The sequence below is a fragment of the Mesorhizobium sp. Pch-S genome, from assembly GCF_004136315.1.
In the GTDB taxonomy this organism is placed as follows: Bacteria; Pseudomonadota; Alphaproteobacteria; order Rhizobiales; family Rhizobiaceae; genus Mesorhizobium.
Genome location: NZ_CP029562.1, coordinates 2,665,113 through 2,678,946, shown reverse-complemented (window position 1 = coordinate 2,678,946; position 13,834 = coordinate 2,665,113). Strand labels below are relative to the sequence as shown.

Sequence of the window (13,834 nt, the reverse complement as noted above, 5' to 3'; positions counted from 1 at the left end):
GGTCCGTGATAACCCCGGCTCGGAGCCTGAGCTCCGGATATCCTGCCTTCCTCCTAACGGGGAAGTCGCTGATCGGCAATCATCGAGGTTTGCGGCGAATTGATCCGCGTTCTGGGCATAGAGACGAGCTGTGACGAGACGGCGGCCAGCGTCGTGGCGCTGGATGGCGCTTCCGCGCCGCGAATCCTGTCCAATGTCGTGCTCAGCCAGATCGCCGAGCATGCGGCATTCGGCGGCGTCGTGCCCGAGATCGCCGCCCGCGCCCATGTCGAGGCCCTGGATGGCATCGTCGAAGCGGCCCTTGCCGATTCCGGCACTGATCTGCGTGATATCGACGCCATCGCAGCGACGGCAGGCCCTGGCCTTGTCGGCGGCCTGATCGTCGGCCTGATGACCGCAAAGGCCATTGCAGCAGCAGCCGGCAAGCCGCTGCTCGCCATCAATCACCTCGAGGGCCATGCCTTGACCGCCCGCCTGACCGACGGCCTGGCCTTTCCTTACCTGCTGCTCCTGGTGTCCGGCGGGCACACGCAGATCGTACGGGTCGCCGGTGTCGGCGATTACCAGCGCTGGGCGACAACCATCGATGATGCCCTCGGCGAAGCTTTCGACAAGACCGCCAAGATGCTGGGCCTGCCTTATCCCGGCGGTCCCAATGTCGAGAAGGCTGCCGTGGCGGGCGATCCGACCCGCTTTGCCTTTCCACGCCCGATGAAGGGTTCGGCTCAGCCCGATTTCTCCTTTTCCGGGCTGAAGACTGCTGTGCGCCAGGCCGCACAGGCGATAGCGCCGCTGACCGAACAGGACGTCGCCGACGTCTGTGCCTCGTTCCAGACAGCCGTTTCCGATGCGCTGGCGGACCGTGTTTCGCGGGCATTGGCCCGTTTCAAGACGGAATTTCCAGACGAAAAGCAGCCTGCCCTTGTCGTTGCCGGCGGCGTTGCAGCCAACCGGATGATCAAGGCGACGCTGGAGACGCTCTGCCACAAGGCAGGCTTCCGCTTTGTCGCGCCGCCGCTCAAACTGTGCACCGACAATGCGGCAATGATCGCCTGGGCAGGCATCGAACGTTTGAATGCAAACCTTGAAGAAGACGATGCCTTCGACTTCGTGCCGCGTTCGCGCTGGCCGCTCGACGCGGTGTCGGCGCCGGTGGTGGGCTCTGGCAGACGAGGAGCCAAGGCATGAGCGAACGGCAAGCAACTATCCGCCACATGGCCGTATTGGGCGGCGGAGCCTGGGGCACCGCACTGGCGCAGGCCATGCTGCGCGCCGGCCACAGGGTGTCCTTGTGGGCACGTAACGCGGAAATGGTGTCCGCCATCCGCCGAGGCGAGAACCCGCGCTATCTGCCCGGCATCGCCATCGATCAGGGTATCGAGGCGAGCTCATCGCTGGCTGAGGTGCTTGGCGGAACCGATTGTGTCCTCGCCGTCACGCCGGCGCAGTCGCTGCGCCAGGTTCTCACCGAAGCCAGACCATACGTTGCCAAAGCCATTCCGGTGGTTTTGTGCGCCAAGGGCATCGAACGCGACACCGGCGCGCTGCTTTCCAAAATTGCCGGCGAGATCCTGCCCGACAACCCGATCGCAGCCCTGTCCGGACCGAGCTTCGCCACGGATGTTGCCAAGGGCCTGCCGACCGCCGTTGTCGTGGCGGCACGTGAAGAAGTTCTGGCAGCCGAGCTCGCGGCGCTGTTTTCGGCGCGCAACCTGCGTTGCTATTCCAGCGACGATCTTGTCGGTGTCGAAATCGGCGGTGCGTTGAAGAATGTTTTCGCACTCGCAGCGGGCGCCGTGAACGGTGCGGGTCTCGGCGCCAGTGCGCAGGCCGCCATGGTGACGCGCGGCTTTGTCGAGCTGCGCCGCATCGGCATCGCGTTCGGTGCCAAGCCGGAGACGTTGATGGGGCTTTCCGGCCTTGGCGATCTCATGCTGACCTGTTCATCGGCGCAGTCGCGCAATTTTGCCTATGGTCTCGCGCTGGGACGCGGCGAAACGCTCGCCGGCCGCCCTTTGGCCGAAGGGGTGCCGACGGCAGCGATCGCAGCCCGCCTTGCCGCCGAACAAGGCATCGACGCTCCAATCATCTCCGCCGTCGCTGCCATTCTGGAAGGCGCCATCAGCATCGGCGAAGCCGTTTCCATGCTGATGACCCGGCCACTGAAAACGGAAACCGACTAAACCGAAATCGATTGAGGACGCACGATGCTGTTTGCGCTGATCTGCAAGGACAAACCCGGTCACCTCCAGGTGCGCCTCGACGCGCGCCCTGATCACGTCAACTTCCTCAACGGACTGAACGCCGACAAGAAGCTTGCCTTTGCCGGCCCCTTCCTCGACGCCGACGGCAAGCCGAATGGCAGCCTTGTCGTCATCGAAGCCATCGACCTTGCCGCTGCCGAGGCGCTGGCCACAGCCGACCCCTACGCCAAGGCGGGTCTCTTCGAGAGCGTCGACGTCAAGCCGTGGAATTGGGTGTTCAACAAGCCGGCCGAAGCCTGAGACGGCGGAAACCTTATTTCCAGGCACCAGAGGGACCACGATGAACTATTGGCTCTTCAAATCCGAACCGTTCAAATTCTCTTTCGACATGCTGAAGGAGAAAGGCAAGGCCGGCACGCAATGGGACGGCGTTCGCAACTATGCCGCCCGCAACAACATGAAGGCGATGCAGGTCGGCGATCTCGGTTTCTTCTACCACTCCAACGAGGGGCTCAACATCGTCGGCATCGCCGAGGTCTGCGCTCTGGCACACCACGACACGACGACCGACGATCCGCGCTGGGAGTGCGTCGACATCCGCGCGGTTCGCGATGTGCCGACGCCGCCGACGCTGGCCGACATCAAGAACAATCCGAAGCTTTCGGAAATGGCACTGGTCAGGCTCGGTCGCCTGTCGGTGCAGCCGGTGACGCCTGAGGAATGGAAGGAAGTCTGTCGCATGGGCGGTCTCAACCCCGCGCCGTGACGCTGACACCGCAAACCGCCGAGCGCTTCATCCTCGATAACACCGCGCCGATGGCGCCGCCGCATGTGCGCGAAATCACGCTGCGCCTTGCCGACGAGGCACATGATCTGTGGCGACGTACCGAGGAAGAACTGGCCGAGATCGGCCTGCCGCCACCCTTCTGGGCATTCGCCTGGGCTGGCGGACAGGGTCTGGCGCGCTATGTGCTCGACCACCCGGAGATCGTTAGCGGCCGCCGCGTGCTGGATTTTGCTTCGGGCTCGGGCCTCGTCGCCATCGCGGCGATGAAAGCCGGTGCGGCATCGGCCGAAGCAGCCGATATCGACCCGTTCTGCGAGACAGCGATCCGTCTCAATGCCGTGGCCAACGGCGTGACGATTGGCTTCAACAGCCAGGATCAGGTCGGCATCGACAGCGGCTGGGACGTGGTGCTTGCCGGCGACGTCTTCTACGAAAAGCCCTTTGCCGACCGATTGCTGCCGTGGTTCTCCACGCTGAAGGCTCGTGGGACCGATATCCTCATCGGCGATCCCGGCCGCGCCTATCTGCCCAGGACCGGCCTTGAACGGCTGGCGACCTATGAAGTGCCGGTCACGCGCGCATTGGAGGATGCCGAGATCAAGCGCACCACCGTCTGGCGCTTCGCTTGACCGGCCAGCAGCCCGCTAGAGCGTTTCCGTTTTTAGCGGAAACGTGGAAACGCTCTAGCTCTTTGTTTTTACGCAATTCCGGGCGGAAAACCGTTGCACGCTTTTCCTGGAATTGCTCTAGAAATCATCCCATGGCCGTGGCGCAGCGTCGACCAGCGGCGCATGCGCTTCCGCCAGGATCCAGTCCTTGAAGGCGATGATCCGCGCATCCTGCGCCGAAGCCTCCGGATAGACCAGGAAATAGGCGAATTCCGGCGGCACCTTGATGCCGAGTTCGAACGGCCGCACCAGGCGGCCCTCCGACAGATCGTTGGCGACCATGGCGAAATCGGCCAGCGCCACGACATTGCCGCCGGCCGCTGCGGCAATGGCATCGGTCGAGGTCGTCATCACCACGGTGCGGCTGTCATCGAAGTCCTCGACCCCGGCCGCGGCCATCCACATGCGCCAGTTCGGCCAGACGATGCCCTGGCGTACCCACTCGATATGAACCAGCGTGTGCTTGAGCAGGTCGCGCGGTTCGTTGAGCGGCGGCCCCTGGCGCAGCAATTCGGGACTGCAGACCGGAATGATGACGTTTTCGAACAGCCGCTCGGCACGAAGCCCCGGGTATTTGCCGGTTCCGAAGCGAACGCCGATGTCGACGTCATCCCGGTCGAAATCCCGGACGTCATAGGTGATGTCGAAACGCAGATCGATATCGGGATACAGTTTGCGGAAGCCATCGACACGGCGCAGCAACCAGCGTGTGGCGAATTCGGCGCTGGCGGTGACCTTCAACTGTGCCGCCCCGCGGGAAAGTTTTTTTGCCTTGGTCACCGCGCGATTCAGTGTTTCGAGCGCATCCGCCGACGCATCCACCAGCGCGAGCCCGGCTTCGGTCAGGCGAATGCTGCGGCTCGTGCGCGTGAACAGGATCAGGCCGAGCTGATCCTCGATTTCCTTGATCTGGTAGCTGACCGCCGCCGGCGTCAGCCCGAGTTCGTCGGCTGCGCGGGTGAAATTGAGATGCCGGCCGGCAGCCTCCAGCGTCCGCAAGGCACGGGTTCCAGGCAGCAGGCGGGACATGGTTATCTTCAAGCGCCCCTTGATGATCCGCCAAGAACTACTCGTTTCCCCCTTGCGTTTCAATGCGGGATACTGGGATCAGTCGAAAATTGCCAAGCAGAGCTTAAGCTTCGCTGTTTTGAAAGAATCTGGTCATGTCCGCCATTGTCATGAAATCCCGGCCGCTGCGGCCGAGCCGCATCCAGCCCGTGCTGGATTGGTTGCGCCAGGCTCGTATCGCCGCATCGCTGCCGCTGCAGAACGCCGAAGCGCTTTCGGACGCCTACCTGCGTGACGTCGGGCTGCGTCGGGAAGATGTCGCCCGTACCGTCACCGAAGCCCCGCAGCGCCTTGGTCTGCTCGATCTCGGCTGGCAGGCGCCGCACCATCAGAGGCGTCGCTAGGGCGTTTCCGTTTTTGCGGAAACGTCGAAACGCTCCAGTTCCTTGTTCCCGGAATGGCGCTGAACCCAGGAGCGATCGCTCAGCGTACCACCTTCACCACGGTCCGGTCTGAGAGCAGCGGCAGCAGCCGTGACATGGTCCGCGCAGTCACGGCCACACAACCCTGTGTCGGCGTGAAACCAGGCCGTGCGAGATGGAAGAAAATCGCGCTGCCGCGCCCGCGGCGGCGCGGTGCGATATTCCAGTCGAGCACCAGGCAAGCATCGTAGAGCCGGTCGTCCCGCTTCATGCGCTCGTGGCTGGCGCCGTAGGGAATCCTGACGGGCCGGTTGTAGTTGCGGTCATCGGGAACCTCGCACCAGCCGAGATCCGGAGCAATCGGTGCCATCGCAAGCCGCGTACGCCGCCCGCCGGAAAACTGGTCGTTGCGGAAGTACCCCGAGAGAATGCGCATCGCCGCAAGGGGCGTCGCGCCATCGCCTTCGCGCTTGTTCGATGAAATCCCGCCTCTGCCGAGTGCGCAGGAAAACACGAGCCTTCCCGCCTGCAAAAGCCCCTTGGTACCGTCCCCCGGCCGAGCCCGAACGACCAGGGTCCGAAGACCTGTGCGCAAGGATCGTCCTGCCCCATTGCGCACACGGTTTTTCGGATATGATGGCGTCATGGAACAAATCACCGTGATCGGCTGTTTAAGGCGACAATATCCGCATACACGGATGCCGGTCGACGACACACCTATCATTTTGTAATTTTGAAACAACGGATTGATCCATGACTTCACGCACCATCCTTGTTGTCGACGACGACGAAGACCTCCGCACCACGCTGGCAGAGCAATTGTCGCTTTATGAGGAATTCGACGTCCTGCAGGAAACCAGTGCAGCAAAAGGCGTCGCGACAGCGCGGAGCGGTATGATCGACCTTTTGATCATGGACGTCGGCCTGCCGGACATGGACGGCCGCGAGGCGGTGAAGATCCTGCGCAAGGGTGGCTACAAGGCGCCGATCATCATGCTGACGGGACATGATACGGATTCCGACACGATCCTCGGCCTGGAAGCCGGCGCAAACGACTACGTCACCAAACCGTTCCGCTTTGCGGTTCTGCTTGCGCGCATCCGCGCGCAGCTGCGCCAGCACGAGCAAAGCGAGGATGCCACCTTCACGGTCGGCCCTTACACTTTCAAGCCAAGCCAGAAGCTTCTGATCGACCAGCGCGGCGGCAAGGTGAGGCTCACCGAAAAGGAGGCCTCCATCATCAAGTACCTCTATCGTGCCGAGCAGAAGGTCGTAACGCGCGATGTGCTGCTGGAAGAGGTCTGGGGGTACAATTCGGGCGTCACCACCCACACGCTGGAAACCCACGTCTACCGCCTGCGCCAGAAGATCGAACACGATCCGTCGAATGCGGCGATCCTTGTCACCGAAAGCGGTGGCTACAAGCTGGTTCCCTGAACGACCCCATCGCCTTGCCGAAAGCGGGGCTGAAGCGTCTGTTTCCCGACGGTCGGGATTTTCCCGGCCGTTTCCTTGTGAGCATCCGGCAAGCCGCCTTTTCTCGAACCGCTCCCCTGTCCGAACAGATTCTGTTAAAGGCTCTATATTATTGGTCAATTAAGTGTAGTTGGCCGGATGGCGATTTGGGTGGGGTCGCACAACGGAGGGAACGACCTGTCGGTCCGGGGACATAACTGATGGCGCTGGATGACGACATCCGCATCCTGTCCGCCGTGAGGCTCTTCGAGGGCTTCACGCCGGAACAGTTGCGCCTGCTCGCCTTCGGCGCCGAGACCACCACGCTGCCGGCGGACAGGAAGCTCTACCGCGAAGAGGATGAGGCCGACTCGGCCTATGTCGTGATCAGCGGCCGCATCGCTCTTTACCGCGAAGCCGACAGCAATCATGTCGTCATCAGCACCGCCGGACCCGGCGCAATCCTGGGTGAGCTGGCGTTGATCGCCGATACCAAACGCCTGACCAGCGCTTCCGCGGCCATCGATTCGCAGGTTCTGCGCCTCAACCGCAAGATGTTCCGGCGCATTCTCGAGGAATATCCCGACCTCGCCGTACAATTGCACCAGCGCATCGTCGAGGAGCTCCAGGCCCTGATCGAGCGGATCGAAGAACTGGCACCGCGCTTTGGCGGCTAAAGCATTTTGTAGCCAAGTGGGAACCGAACTTTGGCGACGCAGAGATCGCAGACCTCTCCGACAAGATCGTGCCACACGAAAGAGATAGAGCGGGCCATCTGACGGAAACGCCCATGAGCACGACTTTTCACCTCGTTCGCGGCAGTGCCGACGATCTGGCCTTCATCATGGCCACCGAGCGGCTGGACGGCTATGACCGGCTTGTCGGTCGCTGGGAGGAACCGCGGCACCGAGCTGCTTTTGTCGACGGCAGTCACGCTTATTTCATCGGCTATGACGGCCCTGCGCCGATCGGCTTCGTCCTGCTGCGGTTCTGGAATGCGCTCGAACGCACGACACTGGTGCGTCGCGTTGCGGTCGTCAGTCCGGGCCAGGGCCAGGGGCGGCGCCTGCTCGCCGCCGTTGTCGCCCGCGCGTTTCAAGAGACCGATGTCCATCGTCTCGTCATCGGCTTGTTCCCGGATAATCTGCGCGCCCGGCGCATGTATGAGGCGATCGGCTTCCAGGCCGAAGGCATTTCGCGCGGCAGCGCCTATTTCGGTGGCGAATATCGCGACGAACTGGTGATGTCGCTGCTGCGCCCCGATTGGACCCGCAGCCAACCGCCGGAATAGTCCTCAGAGATCGAACCGGGCGATTACCGGCACATGGTCGGACGGGCGCTCCCAGCCGCGCGCCGCGCGCAGGATCTCATACCCGGTGAAAGCCGGCACGAGATTGTTCGAGGACCAGATATGATCGAGCCGGCGGCCTCGATCCGAGGCCTGCCAGTCAGCGGCGCGATAGCTCCACCAAGTATAGATCTTCTGTTCAGCGGGCACATTGAGACGCATCAGGTCGGCCCAGGCGCCTTGCTTGCGCATCGCCTCGAAACTCTCTGTCTCGACCGGCGTATGGCTGACGACGTTGAGCAGCTGCTTGTGCGACCACACGTCATGTTCGAGCGGGGCGACGTTGAGATCCCCGACCAGGATCGAGCCTGCGCCGTCGCTTTCGTCCGCGCGAACACTGTTCATCTCCTGCACGAAATCGAGCTTGTGCCGGAATTTCGGGTTGATTGACGGATCCGGTTCGTCGCCACCGGCCGGCACATAGAAATTATGCAATACGATCTTCCTGCCGTCGGCCTCGAACCGCACCGAGATATGCCGGCTGTCCTCGATCTCGCAGAAGCGGCGTCTTTCCACGATCTCGATCGGCCGTCGCGCGACGGTGGCGACGCCGTGGTAGCCCTTCTGGCCGTGGATTGCGATGTGCTCGTAGCCCAGCTTGCGGAACGCGTTCACCGGAAACAGGTCGTCCGGACATTTGGTTTCCTGCAGGCAGATGATGTCGGGATTGCGCTCGTCGATCAGTTGCTCGACCAGTGGCATGCGCAGCCGGACCGAGTTTATGTTCCAGGTTGCCAGGGTAAAAGCCATGCGTGTTCCGAACCCGTGCCCGTCAAGCCGGCGGGCTCAAGCGAAGGCATCAATGCGATGAATGTGCGCGGAACCTGCCAGCCCGGGTTCGGAAAAACAAGACGGCGCGCTCGGCACGGGCGTGGTGCACCGAATTTCCACAGGGAGTTTGGCAGAGGGCGGCAGTCGAAACGCAACTGCCGCTACTGGCCTTAGCGCAGGCCCTTCTTGGCATTGAGCTCACGATTGGCGGTGTAGTCGATCTTGAACGTATCCGGCGCGAAGGAAACGCCTTCCCTGGTGTTGAAGATCATCACCGTCGTGTCCTTGCCCTGCGCGTCGGTGATGGTCCACTGGCGCAGTTCATAGGTCTTCGGATCGAACATCATGGTGATGGTCGAGTTTCCAAACACCTGCTTGTCCGACAGCTTGATCGTGGTGAGATCCTCTTCTTCCTTCACGTTCTTCACGCGGTCGCCGGAGAGGTCGATCCTGTCTTCGAGCAGAAGTTTCAGCGGTGTCTTCGAAAGCGGGTAGAGATCGGATGTCTGCAGCTTCTTGTTGAGCAGCACCACCGATTCGCCGTCCGAGATCACCTTGAAATTGTTGGCGCCATCGTAGTTGAAGCGAATCTTGCCCGGACGCTCCATGAAGAACTTGCCGCCGGTCTGCTCGCCTTTCGGACCGAACTGCACGAATTCGCCTGTCATCGACTTCACGGCCGAGAAGTGATCGGCGATCTTCTGGGCAGCAGGCGGAACAGCGGCCTGGGCAGCAGCTACGGGCATGAAGACCGGCACGGCGTTGGCCGCGGCGGCACCCACCACCATCAGGCCAAGCCCGAGCAACCGCCGCCGCGTCAGGGCAAGACCGGCTGTCGCTGCGAAAAGATCGTCTTTCATGCCGCCTACTCTCGTATCGTTGTTCGGGAAGGTGATGGACCCTCAGTTGGGCTTTAGTTTGACCATCCCTGTCGTCAGAACTTGTCTTCTTCCGTCGGCACCAGGATTTCGCGTTTGCCGGCGTGGTTGGCCGCACCGACGATACCTTCCTGCTCCATCCGCTCGATGATCGAGGCGGCACGATTGTAGCCGATGCCGAGACGGCGCTGGATGTAGCTGGTCGATGCCTTGCCGTCACGCAGCACCACGGCCACCGCCTGGTCGTACGGATCGTCGGAATCATCGAGATTGCTGTTGCCGCCGCCAGAACCAGCACGACCTGACGGCTCATCATCGCTGTCCTCGTCGTCTTCGGTGATCGCATCGAGATATTCAGGAACGCCCTGCAGCTTCAGGTGCTGCACCACTTTCTCGACCTCGTCATCGGCCACGAAGGGACCGTGCACGCGCTGGATGCGGCCACCGCCGGCCATGTAGAGCATGTCGCCCATGCCGAGCAGCTGTTCCGCACCCTGTTCGCCGAGGATGGTGCGGCTGTCGATCTTCGACGTCACCTGGAAGGAGATACGGGTCGGGAAATTCGCCTTGATCGTGCCGGTGATGACGTCGACGGACGGACGCTGCGTCGCCATGATGACGTGGATGCCGGCGGCGCGCGCCATCTGCGCCAGGCGTTGCACGGCGCCCTCGATGTCCTTGCCGGCGACCATCATCAGGTCTGCCATTTCGTCGATGATGACGACGATATAGGGCATCGGCTCGAGATCGAGATCTTCCGTCTCATAGATTGCTTCACCGGTCTGGCGGTCGAAGCCGGTCTGCACGGTACGCGAGATCTTCTCGCCCTTCTTGTCCGCCTGCGTGACGCGCTGGTTGAAGCCGTCGATGTTGCGCACACCGACCTTGGACATCTTGCGGTAGCGGTCCTCCATCTCGCGCACTGTCCATTTCAGTGCGACGACGGCCTTCTTCGGGTCGGTGACGACAGGGGTGAGCAGGTGCGGAATGCCGTCATAGACGGAAAGTTCCAGCATCTTAGGATCGATCATGATCAGGCGGCATTCTTCCGGCTTCAACCGGTAGAGCAGCGACAGGATCATGGTGTTGATGGCCACCGACTTGCCGGAACCCGTGGTACCGGCCACCAGCACGTGCGGCATCTTGGCGATGTCGACGATGACAGGCTCGCCATTGATGGTCTTGCCGAGCGCAAGCGCAAGCTTGGCCTTGCTGTCCTCGAAATCGCGGCTGGCCAGGATCTCGCGCAGATAGACCATCTCGCGCTTTGCATTTGGCAGCTCGATGCCGATGGCGTTACGGCCGGGCACGACGGCGACGCGGGCCGCGATCGCGCTCATCGAACGGGCAATGTCGTCGGCCAGACCGATGACACGGCTCGACTTGATGCCGGGCGCCGGCTCGAGTTCGTAGAGTGTGACCACGGGACCGGGCCGGACATGGATAATCTCGCCCTTGACGCCGAAGTCTTCCAGCACGCCTTCGAGCAAGCGCGCATTCTGCTCCAGCGCGTCCTTGGACAGGCTGGGGTCGCGAGCGACGCTCTTCGGCTCGGACAGGAAATGCAGCGACGGCATCTCGAAACTGCTGGAGGCGATCAGCGAGGTCTGGGCCTCCCGCTGAACGCGTGCACCCTGGGTCGGCCGGGGCGCCGGCGCCTCGACGCGTGTCGCGGCATCGGAGCGGAAATTGCGCACCTGGGTGTTGGATCCGGCCTGCGACCCCGCCCGCGGCGAGCCTGCGGGCTGATCATAGGGATAATCGTCCTCGTCGCGGTCGAAATCGGCCTCGCCGAAATCGCCATTGTCGAAATCATCCGCCTCGAACGAGGCGACGGCGGGATCGACCGTTGGATGGCGGTCCTTGACCATCGCCGCGAAGAACTCGGGTTCGACGCGGGCGCGGCCGCTCGAGCTCATGCGGGCTTCGGCGAGTTCAGCCGTTTCCACACGTTCGGCGGCGCGCCGCCAGGCGCTCTCGCGCGACGGCATTTCGGCGAAATCGAACTCGCCTTCCTCTTCGCGCCGGCGGGCTGCGGCACGGCGATGCAGCCAGGCGCGGAACGACAGCCACCAGTGGGTGACGGCGCCAAGCGCCAGCAGCCCGCCATTGTCGTCGTCATCGTCTTCATTCTCGAACAGGATGGCGTCGCGGTCTTCTTCCTTCTCGCGGCGCTTCGGCTCGGGCTCGTCGATGACGGCAAAGCCGTTGGTGCGGGAAATCAGGGCCGCGCCGTAGGCGAACAGCCAGAGTGCTGGAGCGGCCAGCAAGACGGCGATGACGCTGGCAGCGACACCGGTCGGATATCCGCCCAGGAACAGCCCCGGCACCTTCAGCACCATGTCGCCGAAGACTCCACCGAGACCGCTCGGCAACGGCCAGGTCTTGGGTGGCACGACGCAGCCCGCCATGGCTGCGGCGAGCAGGGCGAAGCCAAACCAGGAGACGCCACGGCGCGGCATCTTGTCGACGCCGCGGGCGGAGAACAGCAGGAAACCCCAGATCACGGCCGGGACCAGCGCGGCGACGGCGGAAAGGCCAAGGAACTGGGTGGCAAGGTCGGAGAAGACTGCCCCCGGATATCCCATCGCGTTGGTCACCGGATTGTCGGTGGCATGCGAGAAAGAGGGATCGGCAACGTTCCAGGTCGCCAGCGCAGCCACGCCGAAAGCAACGAAAACGAACAGCGCGCCGCCGACAAGCCGGCCGGCCTGGCGTCGCAGGAACGCCTGGAAGCCGTGCCCGGTGCCAGTCATCGCGAGCGGTGCCGATGCCCCTGAACGCATGCATTTCCCCGTCTGTCGTTGCCTGGGCCGGATGCGGGACGCACTCCGGCAGATTCGAAACCCAGACTATCGAGGCGATGGTTAAGGCGGCATTAACTATGCGGGCACGGCTTGATGTTTCATGGCGGCACAGTTGCCACCAGACAAAAAAGGGCCCGGATCTCTCCGGGCCCAGGTCGCGTGAGAGCGTTCGCAGCAGCTCACGACGGGATCTTGTTTTGAAGCGAAGGCTCCGCGAATGGCGCCTACTGCACCACCTCGCCGTGCTGGGTGACGTCCAACCCTTCGATCTCTTCCTGCTTGCTCGGCCGCAATCCGACCAGTGCCTTGACCACATAGAGGATCACGAAGGTGGCGACGGCGGCCCAGACGATGGTGAAGACGATGCCGTAGAGCTGCTTCAGCACGCTTGCATCCTTGCCGAGCGCGTTGATGGCGGGATCGGCGAAGACACCGGTGAGCAGTGCGCCGACGATGCCGCCGATGCCATGCACGCCGAAGGCGTCGAGCGAATCGTCATAACCAAGCGCGTGCTTGATCTTCACGGCCGCGAAGTAACAGATGATGCCCGCGGCGATGCCGATGACGAAGGCACCGGTCGGATTGACGAAGCCTGAAGCCGGCGTCACCGCGACGAGGCCGGCGACAACGCCCGAGATGATGCCGAGCACCGACGGCTTCTTGGCGACCAGCCATTCGGTGAACATCCAGGCGAGGCCGGCGGCCGCCGCAGCTACCTGCGTGTTGACCATGGCAGCACCGGCAAGGCCGTCGGCAGCGAGCTCGGAACCAGCGTTGAAGCCGAACCAGCCGACCCACAGCAGCGCGGCGCCGATCACCGCGTAGACGAGATTGTAGGGCGCCATGTTGACCGAGCCGTAGCCCTCGCGCTTGCCGAGCACCAGCGCACAGACGAGACCAGCGACACCGGCATTGATATGCACCACGGTGCCACCGGCAAAATCGAGCACGCCGGCCGAACCGAGGAAGCCACCGCCCCAGACCCAGTGGGCGACCGGCGCATAAACGACCAGCAGCCAGAGGCCGCTGAACAGCAGCAGCGCCGAGAATTTCATGCGCTCGGCGAAGGCGCCGGCGATCAGCGCCGGCGTGATGATGGCGAAGGTCATCTGGAACATCGCGAAGACGAATTCGGGGATGTTGGCCACGCCTGGCGCCCACAGCGACGAGACCGTGATGCCCTGGAACAGGACCTTGGAAAAGCCGCCGACATAGGCGTTGAGCGACCCGCCATCCGAGAATGCCAGTGAATAGCCGGCAACGAACCACAGCACGGTGACCAGACAGCAGATCGCAAAGCTTTGCATCACCGTGGCGAGCAGGTTCTTCTTGCGCACCATGCCGGCGTAGAACAGGGCAAGCCCCGGAATGGTCATCATCAGCACCAGCGCCGTGGAGGTCAGCATCCAGGCGGTGTTGCCAGTGTCGAGCGTTGGTGCGGGAGCGGCGGCGGCAGGTGCCGCTTCCTGCGCATAGGCGGCAGTTG

15 protein-coding genes are annotated in these 13,834 nt (G+C 63.0%); 9 read left to right on the top strand and 6 right to left on the bottom strand.

What is annotated here, in order from left to right; translation table 11 throughout:
- Positions 1-102: 102 nt before the first annotated feature.
- The 5 genes from tsaD to C1M53_RS12360 are packed head-to-tail and all read left to right on the top strand — an operon-like array spanning position 103 to position 3,620.
- Positions 103-1,188: a tRNA (adenosine(37)-N6)-threonylcarbamoyltransferase complex transferase subunit TsaD gene (gene tsaD, locus C1M53_RS12380; protein WP_207213129.1), complete on the top strand. Its 1,086-nt coding sequence runs from the start codon at positions 103-105 to the stop codon at positions 1,186-1,188.
- Positions 1,185-2,183 (top strand): NAD(P)H-dependent glycerol-3-phosphate dehydrogenase, encoded by a 999-nt coding sequence (locus C1M53_RS12375; RefSeq protein ID WP_129412519.1) that lies wholly within the window; start codon positions 1,185-1,187, stop codon positions 2,181-2,183. Before tsaD ends, C1M53_RS12375 begins: the two co-directional genes overlap by 4 nt.
- A gap of 24 nt (positions 2,184-2,207) precedes the next feature.
- The gene (locus C1M53_RS12370; RefSeq protein WP_129412518.1) at positions 2,208-2,504 is read left to right on the top strand and encodes a YciI-like protein; all 297 of its coding nucleotides are present in this window, start codon (positions 2,208-2,210) and stop codon (positions 2,502-2,504) included.
- 40 nt (positions 2,505-2,544) lie between these two features.
- Positions 2,545-2,970, top strand: coding sequence for an EVE domain-containing protein (locus C1M53_RS12365; protein ID WP_129412517.1), 426 nt, complete (start codon positions 2,545-2,547; stop codon positions 2,968-2,970).
- Entirely contained in the window at positions 2,925-3,620 is a 696-nt protein-coding gene (locus C1M53_RS12360; RefSeq protein WP_129412516.1) for a methyltransferase, read from the top strand. Before C1M53_RS12365 ends, C1M53_RS12360 begins: the two co-directional genes overlap by 46 nt.
- A gap of 117 nt (positions 3,621-3,737) precedes the next feature.
- On the opposite strand, the gene C1M53_RS12355 is transcribed toward C1M53_RS12360, so the two are convergent.
- Positions 3,738-4,688: a LysR substrate-binding domain-containing protein gene (locus tag C1M53_RS12355; protein WP_129412515.1), complete on the bottom strand. Its 951-nt coding sequence runs from the start codon at positions 4,686-4,688 to the stop codon at positions 3,738-3,740.
- Between the two features lie 134 nt (positions 4,689-4,822).
- On the opposite strand from C1M53_RS12355, the gene C1M53_RS12350 reads away from it, so the two are divergent.
- Complete coding sequence (locus tag C1M53_RS12350; protein WP_129412514.1) at positions 4,823-5,071, top strand: hypothetical protein; 249 nt, start codon at positions 4,823-4,825, stop codon at positions 5,069-5,071.
- Positions 5,072-5,150: 79 nt separating this feature from the next.
- Here C1M53_RS12350 and C1M53_RS12345 read toward each other — a convergent pair whose 3' ends face one another.
- Positions 5,151-5,747: a L,D-transpeptidase gene (locus tag C1M53_RS12345; protein WP_129416145.1), complete on the bottom strand. Its 597-nt coding sequence runs from the start codon at positions 5,745-5,747 to the stop codon at positions 5,151-5,153.
- A 95-nt stretch (positions 5,748-5,842) separates the two neighbouring features.
- Between C1M53_RS12345 and C1M53_RS12340 the strand changes: the two genes are divergently transcribed.
- The 3 genes from C1M53_RS12340 to C1M53_RS12330 all read left to right on the top strand — a co-directional run bounded on the left by C1M53_RS12340 (position 5,843) and on the right by C1M53_RS12330 (position 7,835).
- Positions 5,843-6,526 carry a response regulator transcription factor gene (locus C1M53_RS12340; protein WP_129412513.1) on the top strand — a complete coding sequence of 228 codons (684 nt, stop codon included), beginning with the start codon at positions 5,843-5,845 and terminating at the stop codon, positions 6,524-6,526.
- 239 nt (positions 6,527-6,765) lie between these two features.
- Positions 6,766-7,221: a cyclic nucleotide-binding domain-containing protein gene (locus C1M53_RS12335; RefSeq protein WP_129412512.1), complete on the top strand. Its 456-nt coding sequence runs from the start codon at positions 6,766-6,768 to the stop codon at positions 7,219-7,221.
- 113 nt (positions 7,222-7,334) lie between these two features.
- Positions 7,335-7,835, top strand: a complete 501-nt coding sequence (locus tag C1M53_RS12330) for a GNAT family protein (RefSeq protein ID WP_129412511.1) — start codon at positions 7,335-7,337, stop codon at positions 7,833-7,835.
- A gap of 3 nt (positions 7,836-7,838) precedes the next feature.
- Here the strand turns inward: C1M53_RS12330 and C1M53_RS12325 are convergent, their stop codons facing one another.
- From C1M53_RS12325 to C1M53_RS12310, 4 genes are all read right to left on the bottom strand, one after another.
- Entirely contained in the window at positions 7,839-8,642 is an 804-nt protein-coding gene (locus C1M53_RS12325; RefSeq protein ID WP_129412510.1) for an exodeoxyribonuclease III, read from the bottom strand.
- A 191-nt stretch (positions 8,643-8,833) separates the two neighbouring features.
- Positions 8,834-9,523 (bottom strand): outer membrane lipoprotein carrier protein LolA, encoded by a 690-nt coding sequence (locus C1M53_RS12320; protein ID WP_129412509.1) that lies wholly within the window; start codon positions 9,521-9,523, stop codon positions 8,834-8,836.
- Between the two features lie 74 nt (positions 9,524-9,597).
- Entirely contained in the window at positions 9,598-12,327 is a 2,730-nt protein-coding gene (locus tag C1M53_RS12315) for a DNA translocase FtsK (protein WP_129412508.1), read from the bottom strand.
- 245 nt (positions 12,328-12,572) lie between these two features.
- Entirely contained in the window at positions 12,573-13,754 is a 1,182-nt protein-coding gene (locus C1M53_RS12310; RefSeq protein WP_245488590.1) for an ammonium transporter, read from the bottom strand.
- Positions 13,755-13,834 lie beyond the last annotated feature (80 nt).